This is a genomic window from Sphingobacterium bambusae, from assembly GCF_033955345.1.
Lineage (GTDB): Bacteria > Bacteroidota > Bacteroidia > Sphingobacteriales > Sphingobacteriaceae > Sphingobacterium > Sphingobacterium bambusae.
Map to the genome: position 1 here is coordinate 1638190 of NZ_CP138332.1, position 16166 is coordinate 1654355.

At 42.1% G+C, this 16166-nt stretch carries 16 protein-coding genes and 1 tRNA gene; 5 read left to right on the forward strand and 12 right to left on the reverse strand.

What is annotated here, in order from left to right; all coding sequences use genetic code 11:
• Window positions 1-43: 43 nt before the first annotated feature.
• Window positions 44-421, reverse strand: coding sequence for an START-like domain-containing protein (locus SCB77_RS07050; protein ID WP_320185729.1), 378 nt, complete (start codon window positions 419-421; stop codon window positions 44-46).
• 228 nt (window positions 422-649) lie between these two features.
• Between SCB77_RS07050 and SCB77_RS07055 the strand changes: the two genes are divergently transcribed.
• The 3 genes from SCB77_RS07055 (at window position 650) to SCB77_RS07065 (ending at window position 3773) form a co-directional block, all read left to right on the forward strand.
• Window positions 650-723 (forward strand) — tRNA-Met (locus SCB77_RS07055).
• 549 nt (window positions 724-1272) lie between these two features.
• The gene (locus SCB77_RS07060) at window positions 1273-1422 is read left to right on the forward strand and encodes a hypothetical protein (RefSeq protein WP_320185730.1); all 150 of its coding nucleotides are present in this window, start codon (window positions 1273-1275) and stop codon (window positions 1420-1422) included.
• 920 nt (window positions 1423-2342) lie between these two features.
• The gene (locus tag SCB77_RS07065) at window positions 2343-3773 is read left to right on the forward strand and encodes an NAD-dependent succinate-semialdehyde dehydrogenase (RefSeq protein WP_320185731.1); all 1431 of its coding nucleotides are present in this window, start codon (window positions 2343-2345) and stop codon (window positions 3771-3773) included.
• Between the two features lie 27 nt (window positions 3774-3800).
• Here the strand turns inward: SCB77_RS07065 and SCB77_RS07070 are convergent, their stop codons facing one another.
• Genes SCB77_RS07070 through SCB77_RS07095 form a run of 6 tightly spaced genes read right to left on the reverse strand, consistent with a single transcriptional unit; the run spans window position 3801 to window position 8052 of the window.
• Complete coding sequence (locus SCB77_RS07070; protein WP_320185732.1) at window positions 3801-4307, reverse strand: hypothetical protein; 507 nt, start codon at window positions 4305-4307, stop codon at window positions 3801-3803.
• 12 nt (window positions 4308-4319) lie between these two features.
• A complete protein-coding gene (locus SCB77_RS07075) occupies window positions 4320-4871 on the reverse strand; it encodes a CopD family protein (RefSeq protein ID WP_320185733.1) in 552 nt (183 codons plus the stop codon).
• A gap of 46 nt (window positions 4872-4917) precedes the next feature.
• Window positions 4918-5952 carry a uroporphyrinogen decarboxylase gene (gene hemE, locus SCB77_RS07080; protein ID WP_320185734.1) on the reverse strand — a complete coding sequence of 345 codons (1035 nt, stop codon included), beginning with the start codon at window positions 5950-5952 and terminating at the stop codon, window positions 4918-4920.
• Window positions 5953-6468: a hypothetical protein gene (locus SCB77_RS07085; RefSeq protein ID WP_320185735.1), complete on the reverse strand. Its 516-nt coding sequence runs from the start codon at window positions 6466-6468 to the stop codon at window positions 5953-5955.
• A 5-nt stretch (window positions 6469-6473) separates the two neighbouring features.
• Window positions 6474-7184 (reverse strand): response regulator transcription factor, encoded by a 711-nt coding sequence (locus SCB77_RS07090; RefSeq protein WP_320185736.1) that lies wholly within the window; start codon window positions 7182-7184, stop codon window positions 6474-6476.
• On the reverse strand, window positions 7174-8052 hold the full coding sequence (locus SCB77_RS07095) for a sensor histidine kinase (RefSeq protein WP_320185737.1): 879 nt from the start codon (window positions 8050-8052) through the stop codon (window positions 7174-7176). Before SCB77_RS07095 ends, SCB77_RS07090 begins: the two co-directional genes overlap by 11 nt.
• Window positions 8053-8155: 103 nt before the next feature.
• On the opposite strand from SCB77_RS07095, the gene SCB77_RS07100 reads away from it, so the two are divergent.
• The gene (locus SCB77_RS07100) at window positions 8156-8857 is read left to right on the forward strand and encodes a YjjG family noncanonical pyrimidine nucleotidase (RefSeq protein ID WP_320185738.1); all 702 of its coding nucleotides are present in this window, start codon (window positions 8156-8158) and stop codon (window positions 8855-8857) included.
• 84 nt (window positions 8858-8941) lie between these two features.
• Here the strand turns inward: SCB77_RS07100 and SCB77_RS07105 are convergent, their stop codons facing one another.
• The 4 genes from SCB77_RS07105 to SCB77_RS07120 form a co-directional block, all read right to left on the reverse strand.
• The gene (locus SCB77_RS07105) at window positions 8942-10111 is read right to left on the reverse strand and encodes a peptide-N-glycosidase F-related protein (protein ID WP_320185739.1); all 1170 of its coding nucleotides are present in this window, start codon (window positions 10109-10111) and stop codon (window positions 8942-8944) included.
• Between the two features lie 483 nt (window positions 10112-10594).
• Entirely contained in the window at window positions 10595-11410 is an 816-nt protein-coding gene (locus SCB77_RS07110; protein WP_320185740.1) for a 3-keto-disaccharide hydrolase, read from the reverse strand.
• A 48-nt stretch (window positions 11411-11458) separates the two neighbouring features.
• A complete protein-coding gene (locus tag SCB77_RS07115; protein WP_320185741.1) occupies window positions 11459-13912 on the reverse strand; it encodes an outer membrane beta-barrel family protein in 2454 nt (817 codons plus the stop codon).
• 81 nt (window positions 13913-13993) lie between these two features.
• A complete protein-coding gene (locus SCB77_RS07120; protein WP_320185742.1) occupies window positions 13994-14275 on the reverse strand; it encodes an ATP-dependent Clp protease adaptor ClpS in 282 nt (93 codons plus the stop codon).
• 66 nt (window positions 14276-14341) lie between these two features.
• On the opposite strand from SCB77_RS07120, the gene SCB77_RS07125 reads away from it, so the two are divergent.
• Window positions 14342-15388, forward strand: coding sequence for a 3-oxoacyl-ACP synthase III family protein (locus SCB77_RS07125; protein ID WP_320185743.1), 1047 nt, complete (start codon window positions 14342-14344; stop codon window positions 15386-15388).
• A 107-nt stretch (window positions 15389-15495) separates the two neighbouring features.
• On the opposite strand, the gene SCB77_RS07130 is transcribed toward SCB77_RS07125, so the two are convergent.
• Window positions 15496-16134 carry a sterol desaturase family protein gene (locus tag SCB77_RS07130; protein ID WP_320185744.1) on the reverse strand — a complete coding sequence of 213 codons (639 nt, stop codon included), beginning with the start codon at window positions 16132-16134 and terminating at the stop codon, window positions 15496-15498.
• Window positions 16135-16166: the final 32 nt, after the last annotated feature.

The window sequence follows — 16166 nt, forward strand, 5'->3', positions numbered from 1 at the left end:
GAATTTCCCTTCGCAACCTCCGACACAAAGATACTATATTTTTTTATGCTCCGATAACACTCTGTAGATAGCCAATGGAGTTAGCCCATATTTTTTTTCGATCTTCCAGATTATCTTGTTTCACATAATCGGTAATGGATAAGGCAACATCGTTGGTAAGCTCATCTTGAATAATTTCGATTTCAAAATAATATGGCTCGTCGTCAATCCATTTAAAGCGAACGGCCTTATTCTCTTTACTAGTAACTAGCCTCGCCCTATTTACCTCATCATCCCAGATAAATTCGTATACACCATCTTTGTAATTTACATCATCGGCAAACCACTGGGACAAAGCATTCGGCTCCTGAATGTAAGGAAATAAAATCCGAGGGGATGAATTTATTATATATTCTAAATGAATTTCCACTTTTTGTTCCATACAGCTTGTTTTGGTTAATAATTAAAAAACCATTGTTGACGTTTTGTAATTATACAATTTTATTTCGGTAATCAAAATAGAAGCTCTAATTAATTTTGGCTTCTAAAGCCGCACCAAATTATCCAATTCATAATGAGCATATTGCAACACGCCCTACGCAAATCGCCTTCGAATTGATTTTTTTTCTTTGCATGTAGCGAGTATTTGCTATATTTGCATCACGAAAACGGCGGGGTAGCTCAGATGGTTAGAGCGCAGGATTCATAACCCTGAGGTCGGCAGTTCGATCCTGCTCCCCGCTACAAAAAGCAGACACCAAAGTGTCTGCTTTTCTTTTTTAAAAGGGTTGAGATACATAGTTAGAGCGCAGGATTCATATCGGATCAAGCAGAATCTTTGGCATCATACCGAATTCTTGGGGGCGATAAAGGGTTCTTGACCAGCAGTAATGGATCCTTTAGTGATCTTGCAGCTGTTTGCCACCCTTCTGGCCAAGAAAGAGATACACGGCATACGTCGCAGCATATATACTATCGTATAAATGCGCCTATTTATTGGTTAAAGATGATAGCTTTCTCTCTTGAGCTGCCTACGATTGCGCGCAAATACCTAGCAAATAAACTGTAACAGCTATCTGTTCTGTCAAACATGCTAGGACGTTGAACAAAACACCTAGAACTTCTTTTCTAAACTCTAGCTGTTTCTTCGCAAGTGCTAGCTTAATTTTGCTAAATGCTAGCATGTAGGTCGTAACACCTAGCATGTCTTCCAGAAAGTCTAGCATTTCCTTTGAACATGCTAGCATTATTCTCAGAACACCTAGCACTTTTATTAAAACATCTAGCACTTCTATGAAAACAGCTAGAACTTTTGTTAAAACACCTAGCACTTTTGTCAAAACAGCTAGCACTTTTTACAGAAATGCTAGCATTTCTGTAAAAAGTGCTACAGTTTTTTCAAACGAACAAGGCAGCCATTTATCGGCCTTCAAACCTATTTAAACGCATGTTTTAAGCTAAAAAGTAGGAAAAATGAGCCAAGCATATTTTTTGAGGTTTGTAGCATTTTGGCTCGATTATCCTAGTTTTACTAGCCGTGATCTTGTAGCTTTGCACCCCCAAAAATCCAAAGAGTGGATTATAAACATACAGACGAATATAGTTGTTCGAATAAAATCTCTCCAATGAGGTTCAGTCTGCTTTCCGTGCGCTCCCAAAATCGAATGTTTTGGGTTTGCTAAATGCGGCGGCAACCTATATTCTTGAAGATGCGGAAAAAGTCGATTTACGTAATCCATTTCTTCCTTGAAACAAATAGTCGATTATTTTTCTTCAAGCCCAAAACTTTTGAACATAATCCGATTTTTTTTTCACGAAGCCCCTCTCCAATTTCCTTACTACCATGATAGGAAATGGGATAAGTCCTCCCATCTTTCTCACAAATGTAGCGAGATCCGCTGATGCGGATATGGTCACAGCCGACTCAAAAAAAGCAAAATTTGTCGGTTTTTGTTTTTAAATGAGATTAGACAACACCCTCCTTTGCCGCAAACCTAGCGTCAAAATCGAGAAATTAAAGAGATCTTTCGTTTACCATCGCTAAAACTTTTGACATTTCCCACCTATTATTCGCATCTTAGTCGAGAAATAAATCATACGAGGTTTCAGGAAAATTGGTCAGCACTCCGAAACACTTTCCCATCATGATCAAAAGAAATTATTACCATCATTGGTAACGAGTTTGCATCTATCCATGATGAGAATGTTGGTCCTTTAAGGTTAAACCACCTGTATGTAACTAAAGCTAGCGAGATCTATCGAAGACTGACATCAATAAGTATCTGAGAACAAAGATTTACTCAGTCCTACGATTTACGGAAACTTTTGGAACATTTCTCCTGTTAACACATTAAACTAAGCACATGAAAACATCGTTTTTTACAGAGAAGGCCTATATAAATGGCAAATTTGTATCGGGTAAAAAAAAGTTTCCAGTTGTCAATCCGGCCAACGGTAAGACGATCGGTTCTGTACCGGATCTAACGGTTGCGGATTGCAAGAAAGCCATCGATGCGGCAGAACAAACATGGCAGTTTTGGAAAGAAACATCTATTGGTGAGCGCTGCAAAGTAGTCAGAGGCATTTTTGATTTGATTAACGAGCACAAAGATGAACTGGCTGAAATCATGACTAAGGAATGTGGAAAGCCCTTAACAGAATCTTTAGCAGAAGTGGATTATGCCAACGCCTTTATGGAATGGTTTTCCGAAGAAGGCAAACGTGCCTACGGAGAAACCATCCCCTCCTTGAAAGGTGATATGCGGTTGAGCACAATAAAACAGTCCGTGGGTGTTGTAGCAGCCATCACGCCGTGGAACTTCCCGTTAGCCATGATTACGCGCAAAGTAGCTCCAGCATTGGTCGCCGGCTGCACTATCATTGTAAAACCAGCTTCCCAAACACCATTTTCGGCTTTAGCGCTAGCCAAAATCGCCGAACTTGCAGGCCTACCCAAAGGTGTCCTGCAGGTGATCACCTCCACTGATAGCCGCGGCATAGGAAAAGAGTTGGCGAGCAATCCAACAGTTCGTAAGATAACATTTACCGGATCCACCGCAGTAGGCAGCACCTTGATGGCGCAAGCCGCCGGAACGGTAAAGCGTTTGTCCATGGAACTTGGCGGCAATGCCCCTTTCATTGTGTTCGACGATGCAGATATAGAGAAAGCTGTTCAAGGCGCTATTGCGGGCAAATTCAGAAATGCTGGCCAAACTTGCGTGGCCGTCAACCGTTTCTACATTCAAGAAGGCGTCTACGCACGTTTTGCAGAACGCTTAACACATGAAGTCAAGAAGCTACGTATAGGCGATGGTATGAAGAAGAATATACAAATAGGACCACTTATCAACCGAGCTGGCTTAGAGAAGGTGCAAGAACACCTTTCGGACGCGATCGGGAAAGGTGCCATCGTTTCCTGCGGAGGAAACAACATAAAAGACTTGTTTTTTGAACCCACTGTGCTAACCAACGTCTCCTACGATTCGCTTATCGCTAAGGAGGAAACTTTCGGTCCCGTCTGTGCGCTGTTCTCGTTTAAGACCGAAGAACAAGCCGTCACGCTAGCGAACGATACTCCCTTCGGTTTAGCCGCTTACTTCTACTCGTCGAATGTATATCGGTGTCAACGGGTTGCAGAAAAGATTGAATCAGGGATGGTTGGCATAAATACAGGAATGGTATCTAACGCCTCTGCGCCATTTGGGGGAATAAAGCAATCAGGACTGGGCCGCGAAGGCGCGAAACAAGGTTTAGAAGAATATCTGACCACAAAATATATCTGTTATGGTACCTAGCCCATAACAGATATATTATGCTACCATCTACCAGAGGTGGTAGCGTAAACCAAACATCACAAAATTGGGCTCAAATTCTTCCCAATCGAAATGATACTTCACTTTATAACCTCCGTAAACGGAAATATTTGCATCTGGAAAATAATAACTCAACCCCAACTGCGCATTGGAAACAGTAAAGTTTCGTCGCGCCTCTGGTGTCACCACCTCACCATCAATTTCATTAAAGCGATAGAAATCTTGACTTAAGCCCGCTCCAAGAAAGACATTGAAATTGCTTTTTTCCTTATCCAAGAACGAAAAGAGGTAATCGGCACCGGCTGCCACAAAACCATTACGCCCGTAAACTTGTCCTTGCACAGCGGAGTACGTTCCAAAATCATATTTCCCCTGAATACCAAAGGCGCCATTATAGGAAGGAGATTCCAATTGCACATCACCATAAAACCCAAAAGCCCAAGCATGATCTTGCGCTTTAGTAAGCAACGATGATAGGCTTAGCACTGCGATAAAAAGTAAACTGATATTTCTCATAATTCAATCGTTTTAATCTATTTTTTCACCTTTCGATTTTCTATATTTCTTATACAATTTAATCAAAATCATCAATAACACCGAAAGCCCGACAAGCCCTAAAACACCATACAACCAATCCACTGCCGAACGAAAGATCACCAAGAACACGATCGCAAAAAGTACCACGGTGGATAGTTCATTCCACAGACGTAAGTGAGATGACTTCCAAGTGCAGCGCTCTTCAGCCAGTTGCTTCATGATGTGCTGCGATTTAAAGTGGTAAAATAGCAATAGCGCAACAAATGCTAGCTTGACATGCATCCAACCCTGACTAAGGAAGCCGGGCGACAGATAAAGCATAGTGATGGCAGATGTGAGCATGATATACATAGCTGGGGTAGTAATTACCCACCACAGACGCCGCTCCATCAGAACAAACTGCTCGTGCAACACCTTATACTCCGCCATAGGCTTTTGTTTAGCCTCCGTATGGTAAATGAACAGCCGTGGCATATAAAACAAGCCGGCCATCCAACATACCATGAAGATGATGTGCAACGATTTCGCGTACAAATACAACATGTCGAAAAAACTATATAGAAGGGACATCTAACCGCCCCTTCCCTTCTTAATACCTAAATTCCTTTACAACGTCAATGGCATACTTCACATTGTCAAACGGGATATCGGGCATGATACCATGACCAAGATTAAATATAAAACCGTTCTCACCACGCATTCGTTCAAACAATTGATGGATTTTTTCCTTGATTACTGCTTTATCGGCGTATAGAACAAAAGGATCTAAATTTCCCTGTACAGCAATTCCTTGTGGCAAAGCTTGTTTAATATTCTTTAAATCGGCATTCCAATCGACAGAAATAACATCTGGATTGGCCTCGGCCATCATTGGAGCAAAAACGGAAGATCCTTTACAGAAGGAAATAACGGGAACCGAGCGCTTTATATTCGCCAAGATGTATTTATTGTAATAGTGTGAAAAATCACGGTAATCATTCCACGACAGTGCCAACGCCCAGCTATCAAAAAGCTGCACCGCATTAACACCAGCATCGATCTGCATATTCAGATATTGGATGGTTACATCAGCAATCTTTTGCAGAATATAGTGTGCGAGCTGCGGATCGTTGTTCAACAGCAGCTTCGTACGCTTAAAATCTTTGGATGACCCTCCCTCCACCAAATAGCTCAGTATCGTAAAAGGTGCCCCGGCAAAACCGATCAGCGGTATACTTCCGTTTAAGCGTTGTTGAATCACCTTGATGGCGTCCGCTACATATTGTAGCTTATCCAAACAGTCTACGTTTAGATTTTCCGCATCGGCCTTTGAGCGTACGGGATTACTGAACAGTGGACCTACGCCCTGCTCAAACGAGAGGTCGCCTCCCATTGCTTCTGCAGTAACCAATATATCGGAAAACAGTATGGCGGCGTCAATACCCAATAAATCCACGGGAAGCATGGTTACATCTGCTGCAATTTCAGGCGTTTTGCACATCTCCAAAAAGCTGTACTTATTTTTTATCTCCCAATATTGAGGCATAAATCGGCCCGCCTGCCGCATCATCCATACCGGTGGACGTTCCGTAAACTGCGACAAGGCCGCTTTGATCAATAGGTCGTTCTGTAAAGTTTGATTCACTTAGCTATGTTTATTTAGTTCTACTTCTATTTTCTGGATAATCCCTTGCTGCCGTTCGGTCAACCTAAGCTTTTTCGCTAGATCGATGTATACCGGCACCCTATCATAGTTCTTTTTCCGCAAGTTTATATTGGCCAAATTGATCAATACAAAGCCTTTTTCGGTATCCCGCTTCCAGGGTAAGCGCGAGGCAAGTTGAAAATGGTATTCCGCCTCGTCTACCTGATCCTGCTTTAGCCGAATATTGCCCATCATAAATTCGTAATAATTGCGTCTTCCCTTACGCAGGCGATCAGGGTTTTTAATCTCGTTAAGTAAGCGCTCTGTCTTTTCATAATCTTGTTTATGAAAAGATTGCGTTGCCAAAAAAACCGTTCCTTCCCGAAAATGGCTCCATACAACATAGCCGACACCACCAAGGATATAAACCGCAATATTGTAGTGCTGGCTGTACAGCGCATAAAGAAGAAATGCCACCGCTACAGCGATGACAATCATTCTGGATCGTGTGTTCATCAATATTAAACGGTTGGTGTGTCCGTAAATTTATAACCTACCCCACGAATAGAATGGAAGAAAACCGGATGTTTCTGATCGGGTTCGAAATATTTACGGAAAGTAAGGATAAAATTATCGATGGTTCGCGTCGAAGGATACACATCGTAATTCCAAACGGTTTCCAAAATTTGCTCCCGTGAAACGGCCTCGTTCTTACGCTCGATGAGTAGCTTCAGCAACATGGTTTCTTTTTTTGTGAGCGATGTGATGCTACCATCAGCATGATGCAACTCATACGAATTGAAATAAATGGTTTTATCGCCGATGGTATAAGAGTTGAATTCTTTCAAATCATCCGCCTTTAAGCCGCGACGAATAAGATTTCCAACGCGCAGGATCAGCTCTTCCAAATTGAATGGTTTGACGAGATAGTCATCAGCACCTTTTTTCAGTCCGGTAATGCGATCCTCGCTACTGTTCTTCGCTGTCAAAAACATAATAGGCACCTCCGTGTTCTGAAGGCGAATAGTCTCAGCTACCTGAAACCCATCAATCTCAGGAATCATCACGTCCAACACAATCAGGTTAAAACGCTCTTCCTTAAATATTTTCAACGCCTTTTTACCATCTGTGGCGGTGGTCACGCGATAGCCCTCTAACTCCAGATTTAGTTTGATTGCTTCCAAAAGATGCTCTTCATCTTCCACCAAAAGTATACGCTGTTTAGCTTGCATAGTTGTCAAATGTTACTTCAAAAATACTCCCTGATGGAGTGTTATCCTTTACTTTTATTGAGGCATTATGTTTTTGCAATACGGTCTTCACAATATACAACCCTAAACCTGTGCCTTTGGTTTTACGTGTAGACTCGTTCCCTACGCGGTAAAACTTGTTAAATATATTCTTTTTTTCTTCATCGGGAATACCCTGTCCATGATCGGCCACCGAAAATTGCAATTTCCCGAGCTCATTCTTTTTCAGCTGCACCATCACGCTGGCACAGGGTGGCGAATACTTGATCGCGTTCTCGATAAGATTATTGACCACATTAGTGATGGCAAATTTATCGGCATGAATTACGATATCTTCCTGCAGATCGGGCTTGATTACTTGCGAACTGCAGGCGTTCTTTTGTAACCTATCCACCACGATATTTACCACCTCTGTAAAATTGAAATCCTCTTTCGGTAAATTGAAACTCCGACTTTCCAACTTGGTAGTCAACAGGACGTTCTCGACCAGATCGTCGAGCCGTTCAATATCCTTTAAGGAGTTTGTCAAAAACATCTTTTGTTGTTCGCGTTCCAAGTCCCTTTTTAAAATCGTCTGTATATACAATTTCACCGATGCCAGCGGAGACTTCAACTCGTGAGTCACCGAGAGCAGGAAATTCTGCTGCTGCTGCTGCTGCTTATGCTCGCGGCTAAAGAGTTTTTTCAACCGCATCGCTCCCCAAATAAAGATAAGCAAAAAGAAAATACCCTCGCCGATAATCATGCCTCTGCGTTCGGGCTCGTAGCTCACCAACAGATAGCCCCACCATCCCAACTGCATAACGGCATAAAACACCAGAAAATAAAACAAAACAAGGGCTCTCTTCATATGCGTATAATCAATATGCACAAAAGTAACCATTTGCTGCAGGCTATGGAAATGCTAGCCTTTTTTTGACACTAATAAGAAAAATCCTTTCCTATATTTGTACATGTTTTTTGATAAAAAAGATATTTTCTTTGACCTTGACCACACCATCTGGGATTTCGACAGAAATGCTCGCGAGACATTACACGACCTGTATTTCAAGTATAAATTCGCTGCACTAACTGGCGTAGATAGCTCCGATTCCTTTATTGAAACATATACGGCCAACAACCATCGGCTATGGGATCTCTATCACCACGGTAAGATAGACAAAGTCACCTTGCGAAAGGCTCGCTTCGAAGATACCTTTTCACAATTGGGACTGTCACCCACATTGTTTCCTTGGACATTTGAGGAGGAGTACTTAGCTATCTGTCCCACAAAGACGAACCTTTTTCCGCATGCGCATGAAACCTTAGCTTATCTCTCTTCCAAGTACAGGTTACACCTTATATCAAATGGATTTAAGGAAGCTTGCGAAATGAAGCTCGAAAACAGCAAATTATCGCCCTACTTCCAAACGATCGTAATTTCAGAAAATGTAGGTGTTAACAAGCCTGATCCGGCCATATTCCACTATGCACTAGAAAATGGCGCCGCTTCGGTCGATACATCTGTTATGATAGGAGATAATGTGGATGCCGACATACGTGGTGCCCAAAACGTGGGTATTGATGCCATATACTTTAACGCTGTAGGTGCAGAGCAACCTACAGACATAAAACATATGATTATCGATCTTAAAGAGCTGCAAGCATGTTTTTAGTCGAAAAAGAATAGCCGCTTTCAAAACTTCTTAGAATCGATTTATAAAGATAATCGAAAGCTTTTTATATTTACTAACACCAAATTATTGCGTTTCATTTCTAGCAAGTGTACCTACCAAACTAATGGAAACAACAATAGCCCCTCCATAGTTAGCTATACCGGCAACATGCTGAGTCATGTCGAGCCGTAGCTGATGTGTTCCTTGTGTCAACATATTTGCCATGAAAGCTGTACGAGGTGGCACCGTGTCACTTTGGCAATAATTTCTTGTGGGATAGTTCCAGAGACCAGGCTGTACACTTCCATTAGCAACAGATGGATTTCGTTCTTGATACCTTTGTTCCGGCACACAGACCATCCTCGTGCTATACGAATCTATTTGCTGACCGTCAAGTGTTAAAACGTTCGTCGTGTAAAACCCTTCTGGCCCTGTATAGAGCACTCTAAATTTCACATCTGCAATATCGTCAGGAACAGTAAACGATTGGGTCAGGGATTTAGTCTGTGTCAATGTACCGCCCATGTTAAGGAACCCAACGATCGGCAAAGTATAATTATCTTTCGGCCATGAGTTTAAATCAGTATTACCTGAACTCACCAAAGTTAGATCGGTCTTATAGGTGTAGGAATTGTTTCCGGGCTGACCTTGGCTAGATGCTATCCATATTGTAGAGTCCTGATCTTTTAATGCCGAAGCGAAAGCACTAATATCAAATTCATAAGGTACTACCGGAGAGCTAGTCGTAATATTGACAAGCCCACTTTGGTTCCATTGTGTCGATAAGTACGGAAGAACATAACGAGCCATCTCTACTCTTCCCGCGCGATATGCAGCCGTAAGCGTTGGATCGTTCTCGGCAGACGGGGTAGCAGTTCCTTTCGCTGTTTTAAAATAATAAAGATATCCGAAAGGCTCTGTCTGAGCCGTGCCTGCATACACGTTTAGGTGCAACGCAAGTGTAGCACCTAATCCTTGTTGCTGCACTTCCGTTAACCTTGTCGCATAAACAAGCTGATCGTAATTACCTACTTCCAAGGCTACGGTGCTTGGATTAATATTTGACTCGCCGTTTGACGGGTAGAAAAGGACGCCTTCTTGAAGTTTGATTTCGCCAATATTCGACACAGAAGCTTGAGCCTTCGTTGACAAAGCTAAAATCGATTCATCTTTTTCTGTTTGTTTTTGACAAGAGACCAATGAAAACAAACCGATGGTCACCGTGAGCAGTAGTTGAAAATTTGATAATCTCATATGTATTAAGTTTAAAAGAGTAAGCCATTCTTTTCAGAAATTATCGCTGCTGCTACCTTAAATTGATCTATATAACATTTGAAAGAGATTACTCTAACCAAAAGTTACACCTGTCGCAATAAAGCGAAAAATTAACCGAATATTAATACATAACGAAACTCACTATTAAATTATTACATGAATTAATGATATTTAAAAAAATAACATTCAATTCTTAATCAAAACACCATACAAACAATCGTAAGAAACAATTTAATCAACAAAAAACCACTAAAGTAAACCTGCAAACGTTAAACCAAATTATAAAATTTCCCCAGCAACCGTTACCCTTTATACAATGACATTTAAAAGGTTGTCAACGTAAAAGGAGTTTTAAAATTTCTGAAGATTCAATTTGAGGGAGAGTAGACGGGTCACAGGCACATAAAAAAAGGTCGAAATTTCTCTCGACCTCAAACTAATTTCTTACTTCGTTTAACTATTTTAAAGAACCTTCACTTTAATGTTCTTCAACCAAACATCATCGCCATGGTCTTGAAATCCGATGACGCCAGACTTGGTCTTGCCACCAACATTGTTCAACAATTCAAACGCCAATGGCCACTTCGCTTCGCTAAACTTACTGGCCTGTAACAAGGTTGTCCAATCGCTTGTCCATAGGCTATACTCGACTACCTTTACATCATTTTGATAATGGGTAACTTTGCCTTTATTGACCACAATCTTAGCCTTATTCCATTGTCCTGCTGGATTACCATTTTGCGGTTTTGCGGGAATCATGTCATACAGAGAACCTGATTTTCTGTTTCCATCAACCCCCATTTTAGCATCGGGATGGTTATCATTATCCAACAATTGGTATTCTGGGCTAGAAATATAAATCGGTTGATCCTTAACTTCTTTCGCTAAAACGAATACACCGGAATTTCCGGAATTTGAAATTTTCCATTCAAACTCCAGCTCGAAATTCTTAAAATCATGTGCGAAAATCAAATCGCCACCATCAGGATTCGTCACTCCAGCCGGGTTCTTGGAGAATTTCAACATACCATCTTCAATAGACCATTTCGCGGGAACCTTCTCCTTATTATATCCTCGCCAGCCATTCAGGGATGTTCCATCAAAGATAATATACGCGCCATTCGCGTCCTTTTTAAAACTTTTCAGATCCACCTTCGGTAGGTTTAGAATCTCATACTGAGGGACGTTCGACGCAGCTTTTTTTGCCTGCTGTGCATTGCAAGACATACTTGTTACAAGCATGGCCGCTCCTATCACATACATAAAATTTCTCTTCATATTAAAATGCATAAGTTTAGTTGCTGATTAAAGGTAATAAAAATCTCCTTAAAAACCTCCGCCCATATCATCACCCGACTCTCCATTTTCCTTTTGCTCACGTTTCTTCGTCAGATCTTGCAAGCCAAAACGATAGGAAAACGAAAGGGTAACCATCCGCTTCATCCAACGGTGTTCAAAATCGGTAACAATCTGTGGTGTGACGGTCTGCGCACCGAATCGACGGGTATTAAATAGATCGCGAACATTGAGCGAAAGATTGGCACGTTTATTCATAAACTCCTTCTTTACGGCGACATCGACGCCCGTCATGTACTTTGTTTTTCCTTGTGCCATCACCCGTGGAGCGAAATAGTCACCACGAAGCTGAAAAGCCCAATTTTTAGGCAATTTCACGTTCGAGTTCAAGTTGGCATTCCAGTTAACGCCCTCTTGTTCTTGTATATCGAAATCCGCATTGCCTTCAAACTTATTATAGAACAGGTTTCCGTTCCATGTTGCATCCCACCAGTTGGTGATATTAACCTTGGTGATCAACTCGATACCAGCGACATTGGAACTTGTTAAATTCTCCCAACGGCTAAAGGTCACGCTGTTTTCATCCACCAAATAAATGTAGGGCTGCATCACGTCATTCATACGTCGATAGTAGGCTGTAGAAATGAAATTCCACTTGCTGTATGTCTTGGCAAAGCTAGCCTCGAAAGAATGAATATCCTCTGGCAATAGATTTGGATTACCTTGGCGTCTGTTCATCTCATCGGATACATCTGGAAATGGATTCACCTGCCATCCACGTGGACGTTGCACGCGACGTGAGTAGCTGAGCTGCACCTTATCTCCTTTATCGTTGACATCATAAGTTAAAAACACCGTTGGATACAGACGGAAATAGTTCTGCCCTCCATCGACAACCTGCTCTGCCGCAGAAAGGTCGGGATCCTTCGCGAAATAGCGCGTAGTCAGATCCACCTGCTCTGCACGAAGGCCTACCTGATAGCCAATCTTTTTGGACAATTTATTTTGATAATTCACATACAAAGCGTGCACGGCATTGGTCATATCAAAATCGTTACTGATCGAGTAATCAGGAAAATATTGATTATTAAGCGTGTTCAGGGTATCTGAAAACTGCGTATCGAATGACTTACGGATTAGGCTTCGGTAACCTGCTTCGAACTTACTATCCTCATTGAAAGGTAGCACATAATCCAGCTGAATGTTCATCATCTTACCATCCTCGCTGGTTTCATTAATCCTTCCATCGGTAGGTGAACCCGAGCTGTAGGTCTGCGTGAAGCTGTTTACACCATCTTCAGTATCCCTACCATAGTTAAAATTAGCAACAAGTTCTGCACCCTCTCGATCAAATTTACGGATAACGTCTAAATTGAATTCGTAGCCTAGATCACTTTCGGTTTGTCGCGACAGACGCGTGCTCGTGCCTGATAGCGAGGGATGGTTAAGGTAGCGATAGATCAAATCGGCATCGCGATCGTTATCGCGGACGCTTAGGTTGGTAGACAAGCCGATGGTCGTTTTATCATTCAAAAAGTAATCCGCACCCAACTTCACCGTATTGTTGATCCCACGTCGAGATGTTTCCTCAGTATTATCTATCCGACTGTCGTTGTTAAGATACAAATTGTTTCTTGCGCCAGACCCAACCATATTCCGTCTATTAAAGTTGTAGTTACCATAATAGTTGAACTTCTTATCTCGGAAATTAAGCGTCACGCCAGCCATGTAGTTATTGTATGATCCCGCAGAAGCCGTGGCCGTACCATTAAGTCCGGTGCTGATGTTCTTTTTCAGTACGATGTTAATGATGCCGGATTGACCCTCTGCATCATATTTTGAAGAAGGGTTCGTAATAATTTCTACTTTATCGATGGCATTCGCCGGCAGCGATTGCAACAATGCATTCACATCACTTCCTGCCAAGGCAGACTCGCGTCCGTCGATAAGAATCTTTACACTGCTGGATCCACGCAGCGAGACTGCTCCATCCATATCCACCTGCAAGGTGGGAACATTCTGCAATAGATCTGTTGCCGATCCACCTACACTGACTAAGCTTTGTGAAACATCAAATACTTTCCGATCGATGCCTAGGCGCATCTCCGGCGCACGTCCCTCAACGACAACCTCCTGAATCACTTTGCCGTCACCGGTCAACAAAATCTTGCCTAAATTGAGCGGATCGACACTGTTTACCTGAATATTATCGCGAATGATATCTTGTTTACCTACGTAGGTTATACGCAGCGCATAGGTTCCGAAATTAACTTCGCCAAATCGAAGATTCCCCTGCACATCGCTTTGTGCACCTAGCACATACTGCTTGTCAACCTGACGCAACAGGGATGCACTTGCCCCGATAATGGGCTCATTGGTTTCTGCATCGATGACGACGGCTTCTATTTTTCCTTTTTGGGCAAGGAGCAGAAAAGGTGAAAAAATAAAGAATAAAAGTACTTTAACGTTTTTAGTTGATATCATTGTGAAAACAAACATTTTCACAAAAAAACAAAATAAAAGCTGCTATAGTTCTATCGTAACTGTATTATTACGCTAGTGGTTTTACTCTACGGATACTGTAAGTCCTTCCGATTTTAAAATTTTTCGGTAAACCTCCATCTCCGTATATGACCCTTCCAGCACCGCACACTTACCTTCATTGTGTACTTTCCAAGCGATCTGTTCGGCTTGTGGTTCGGTATATTGTAAATGTTTAATCAGACAGGCTATTACGTGGTCAAAGGTATTAATCTCATCGTTCCAAAGGATCAGGCGGTTGGAGGTCTTAACAGCTGCCAAGATTTCATCAAGCGTAAAGGTCTCTTGTTCGGTTTGTACACTCATAATACAAAAGTAGTTATTTTTTAAAAAATGACGTACTTTTACCAACTAATCAAATGGATATAAACTATGTTTCAGTCGAAAATAGCGGGCATCGGCTATTATGTGCCCAAGAACGTATACAGCAACAACGATCTCACCCGATTTATGGAGACAAGTGATGAATGGATACAGGAACGCACAGGTATCAAGGAACGTCGCTATGCTGACAGACTTGAAGAAACGACGACAACAATGGGCGTTGAAGCGGCGAAGGTAGCTATTGAGCGTGCGGGAACAAGTGCGGAAGAAATTGATTTTATCATTTTTGCGACCCTATCTCCTGATTATTACTTCCCAGGCTGTGGTGTCTTGTTGCAGCGAGAGATGGGCATGAAAGAAATTGGCGCTTTGGATATCCGCAACCAGTGTTCTGGATTTGTGTATGCACTATCTATAGCCGATCAGTTCATCAAGACGGGCATGTATAAAAATATATTGGTTGTAGGATCGGAGAAACATTCCTTTGCACTCGACTATTCCACTCGTGGACGCGCAGTGTCGGTCATTTTTGGAGATGGTGCGGGCGCCGTGGTGCTACAACCCACAACAGAAGAAGGGAAAGGTATACTAAGCACACACCTGCATGCCGATGGTGAGGAGGCCGAAAAGTTAGCGATGTACTATCCCGGGGCTTCAGGCGGTAAATGGCTGGAAAATAAACCTACTTGGCCGGATCAAGAACTGGGCGGCATGTTGATGACTAGCGACATGTTGGAAGATGGCACCGCCTTTCCCTACATGGATGGCCAAGCTGTCTTCAAAAAAGCGGTAGTTAAATTTCCGGAGGTGATCCATGAAGCCCTGGCTAAAAATAATCTTCAGGCTGGTGATATCGATATGCTTGTCCCGCACCAAGCCAACTTGCGTATATCGCAATATGTTCAAAAAACGTTGGGACTGAAAGACGAACAAGTGTTTAACAACATACAAAAATACGGTAACACAACAGCTGCTTCCGTTCCAATCGCGTTGTGCGAAGCTTGGGAACAAGGCAAAATAAAGGATGGAGACTTAGTTTGCCTTGCTGCTTTCGGCGCAGGGTTCACCTGGGGATCTGCATTGATTCGTTGGTAACGAAGAGGCGAACAAAAAGTTATGCTTGAAGAAGCTAGTTAATCATCATTTTCTTCTGGACGTTCCAGACGTCCAGAAGAAAATTAAACAATCTAGAAAGCGATCACTTAAAGTTTCTTTCCATTTTTCTTACCAAAGCCTGAATTGAATATGAGGTCCCACAGGGATGAACTCACCCCGAAGCCGCGCTCGGGATCCGAGTAATGATGCAACATGTGATGATCCTTAATTTTCTTGAAAATACCCGATTTGAAATTGGCATGATGCATCGCATAATGGCATTCGTCGTAAATGAGGTATCCAATCAGGAAGCCCGCGAAAAAAGAGGCCAACGTAAATTCTTCAAAGAAGAAACTAAAAATAAAATAGATAAATGCAGCCATCGGTATACTAGCGGAAAGAGGCATCACCAGCCGTAAACGATCTTTGGGATAATCGTGGTGCACACCATGGAAAATAAAGTGGATGCGCTGCCCCCATGCAGATTTTGGATGAAAATGAAACACCCAACGATGCAGTACATACTCTGCCAATGTCCAAAAGGCTAACCCAAAGAAGAAGTACAGCACAACGTCTTCGACTTCCATCTCGCCGATAGCCAATGATCGATAGATTAAATAACAAATAACAGGAATCCAAAAAATCAATGGAATACTATAGTGGATTTTTGTTAAAGACTCTAAAAAATCATTTTTGAACATCCGAGTTGACTCCGTAGAGTTCGAAACATATAATTTTTTTGCCATAACAGGGAGGATTTAAATGATAACACAAAATT

Coding starts and splice junctions, on each gene's coding strand:
- SCB77_RS07050 (WP_320185729.1), bottom strand. CDS start 421: ATGGAACAAAAAGTGGAAATTCATTTAGAATATATAATAAATTCATCC.
- SCB77_RS07060 (WP_320185730.1), top strand. CDS start 1,273: ATGAAAACAGCTAGAACTTTTGTTAAAACACCTAGCACTTTTGTCAAA.
- SCB77_RS07065 (WP_320185731.1), top strand. CDS start 2,343: ATGAAAACATCGTTTTTTACAGAGAAGGCCTATATAAATGGCAAATTT.
- SCB77_RS07070 (WP_320185732.1), bottom strand. CDS start 4,307: ATGAGAAATATCAGTTTACTTTTTATCGCAGTGCTAAGCCTATCATCG.
- SCB77_RS07075 (WP_320185733.1), bottom strand. CDS start 4,871: ATGTTGTATTTGTACGCGAAATCGTTGCACATCATCTTCATGGTATGT.
- SCB77_RS07085 (WP_320185735.1), bottom strand. CDS start 6,468: ATGAACACACGATCCAGAATGATTGTCATCGCTGTAGCGGTGGCATTT.
- SCB77_RS07090 (WP_320185736.1), bottom strand. CDS start 7,184: ATGCAAGCTAAACAGCGTATACTTTTGGTGGAAGATGAAGAGCATCTT.
- SCB77_RS07095 (WP_320185737.1), bottom strand. CDS start 8,052: ATGAAGAGAGCCCTTGTTTTGTTTTATTTTCTGGTGTTTTATGCCGTT.
- SCB77_RS07100 (WP_320185738.1), top strand. CDS start 8,156: ATGTTTTTTGATAAAAAAGATATTTTCTTTGACCTTGACCACACCATC.
- SCB77_RS07105 (WP_320185739.1), bottom strand. CDS start 10,111: ATGAGATTATCAAATTTTCAACTACTGCTCACGGTGACCATCGGTTTG.
- SCB77_RS07110 (WP_320185740.1), bottom strand. CDS start 11,410: ATGAAGAGAAATTTTATGTATGTGATAGGAGCGGCCATGCTTGTAACA.
- SCB77_RS07115 (WP_320185741.1), bottom strand. CDS start 13,912: ATGATATCAACTAAAAACGTTAAAGTACTTTTATTCTTTATTTTTTCA.
- SCB77_RS07120 (WP_320185742.1), bottom strand. CDS start 14,275: ATGAGTGTACAAACCGAACAAGAGACCTTTACGCTTGATGAAATCTTG.
- SCB77_RS07125 (WP_320185743.1), top strand. CDS start 14,342: ATGTTTCAGTCGAAAATAGCGGGCATCGGCTATTATGTGCCCAAGAAC.
- SCB77_RS07130 (WP_320185744.1), bottom strand. CDS start 16,134: ATGGCAAAAAAATTATATGTTTCGAACTCTACGGAGTCAACTCGGATG.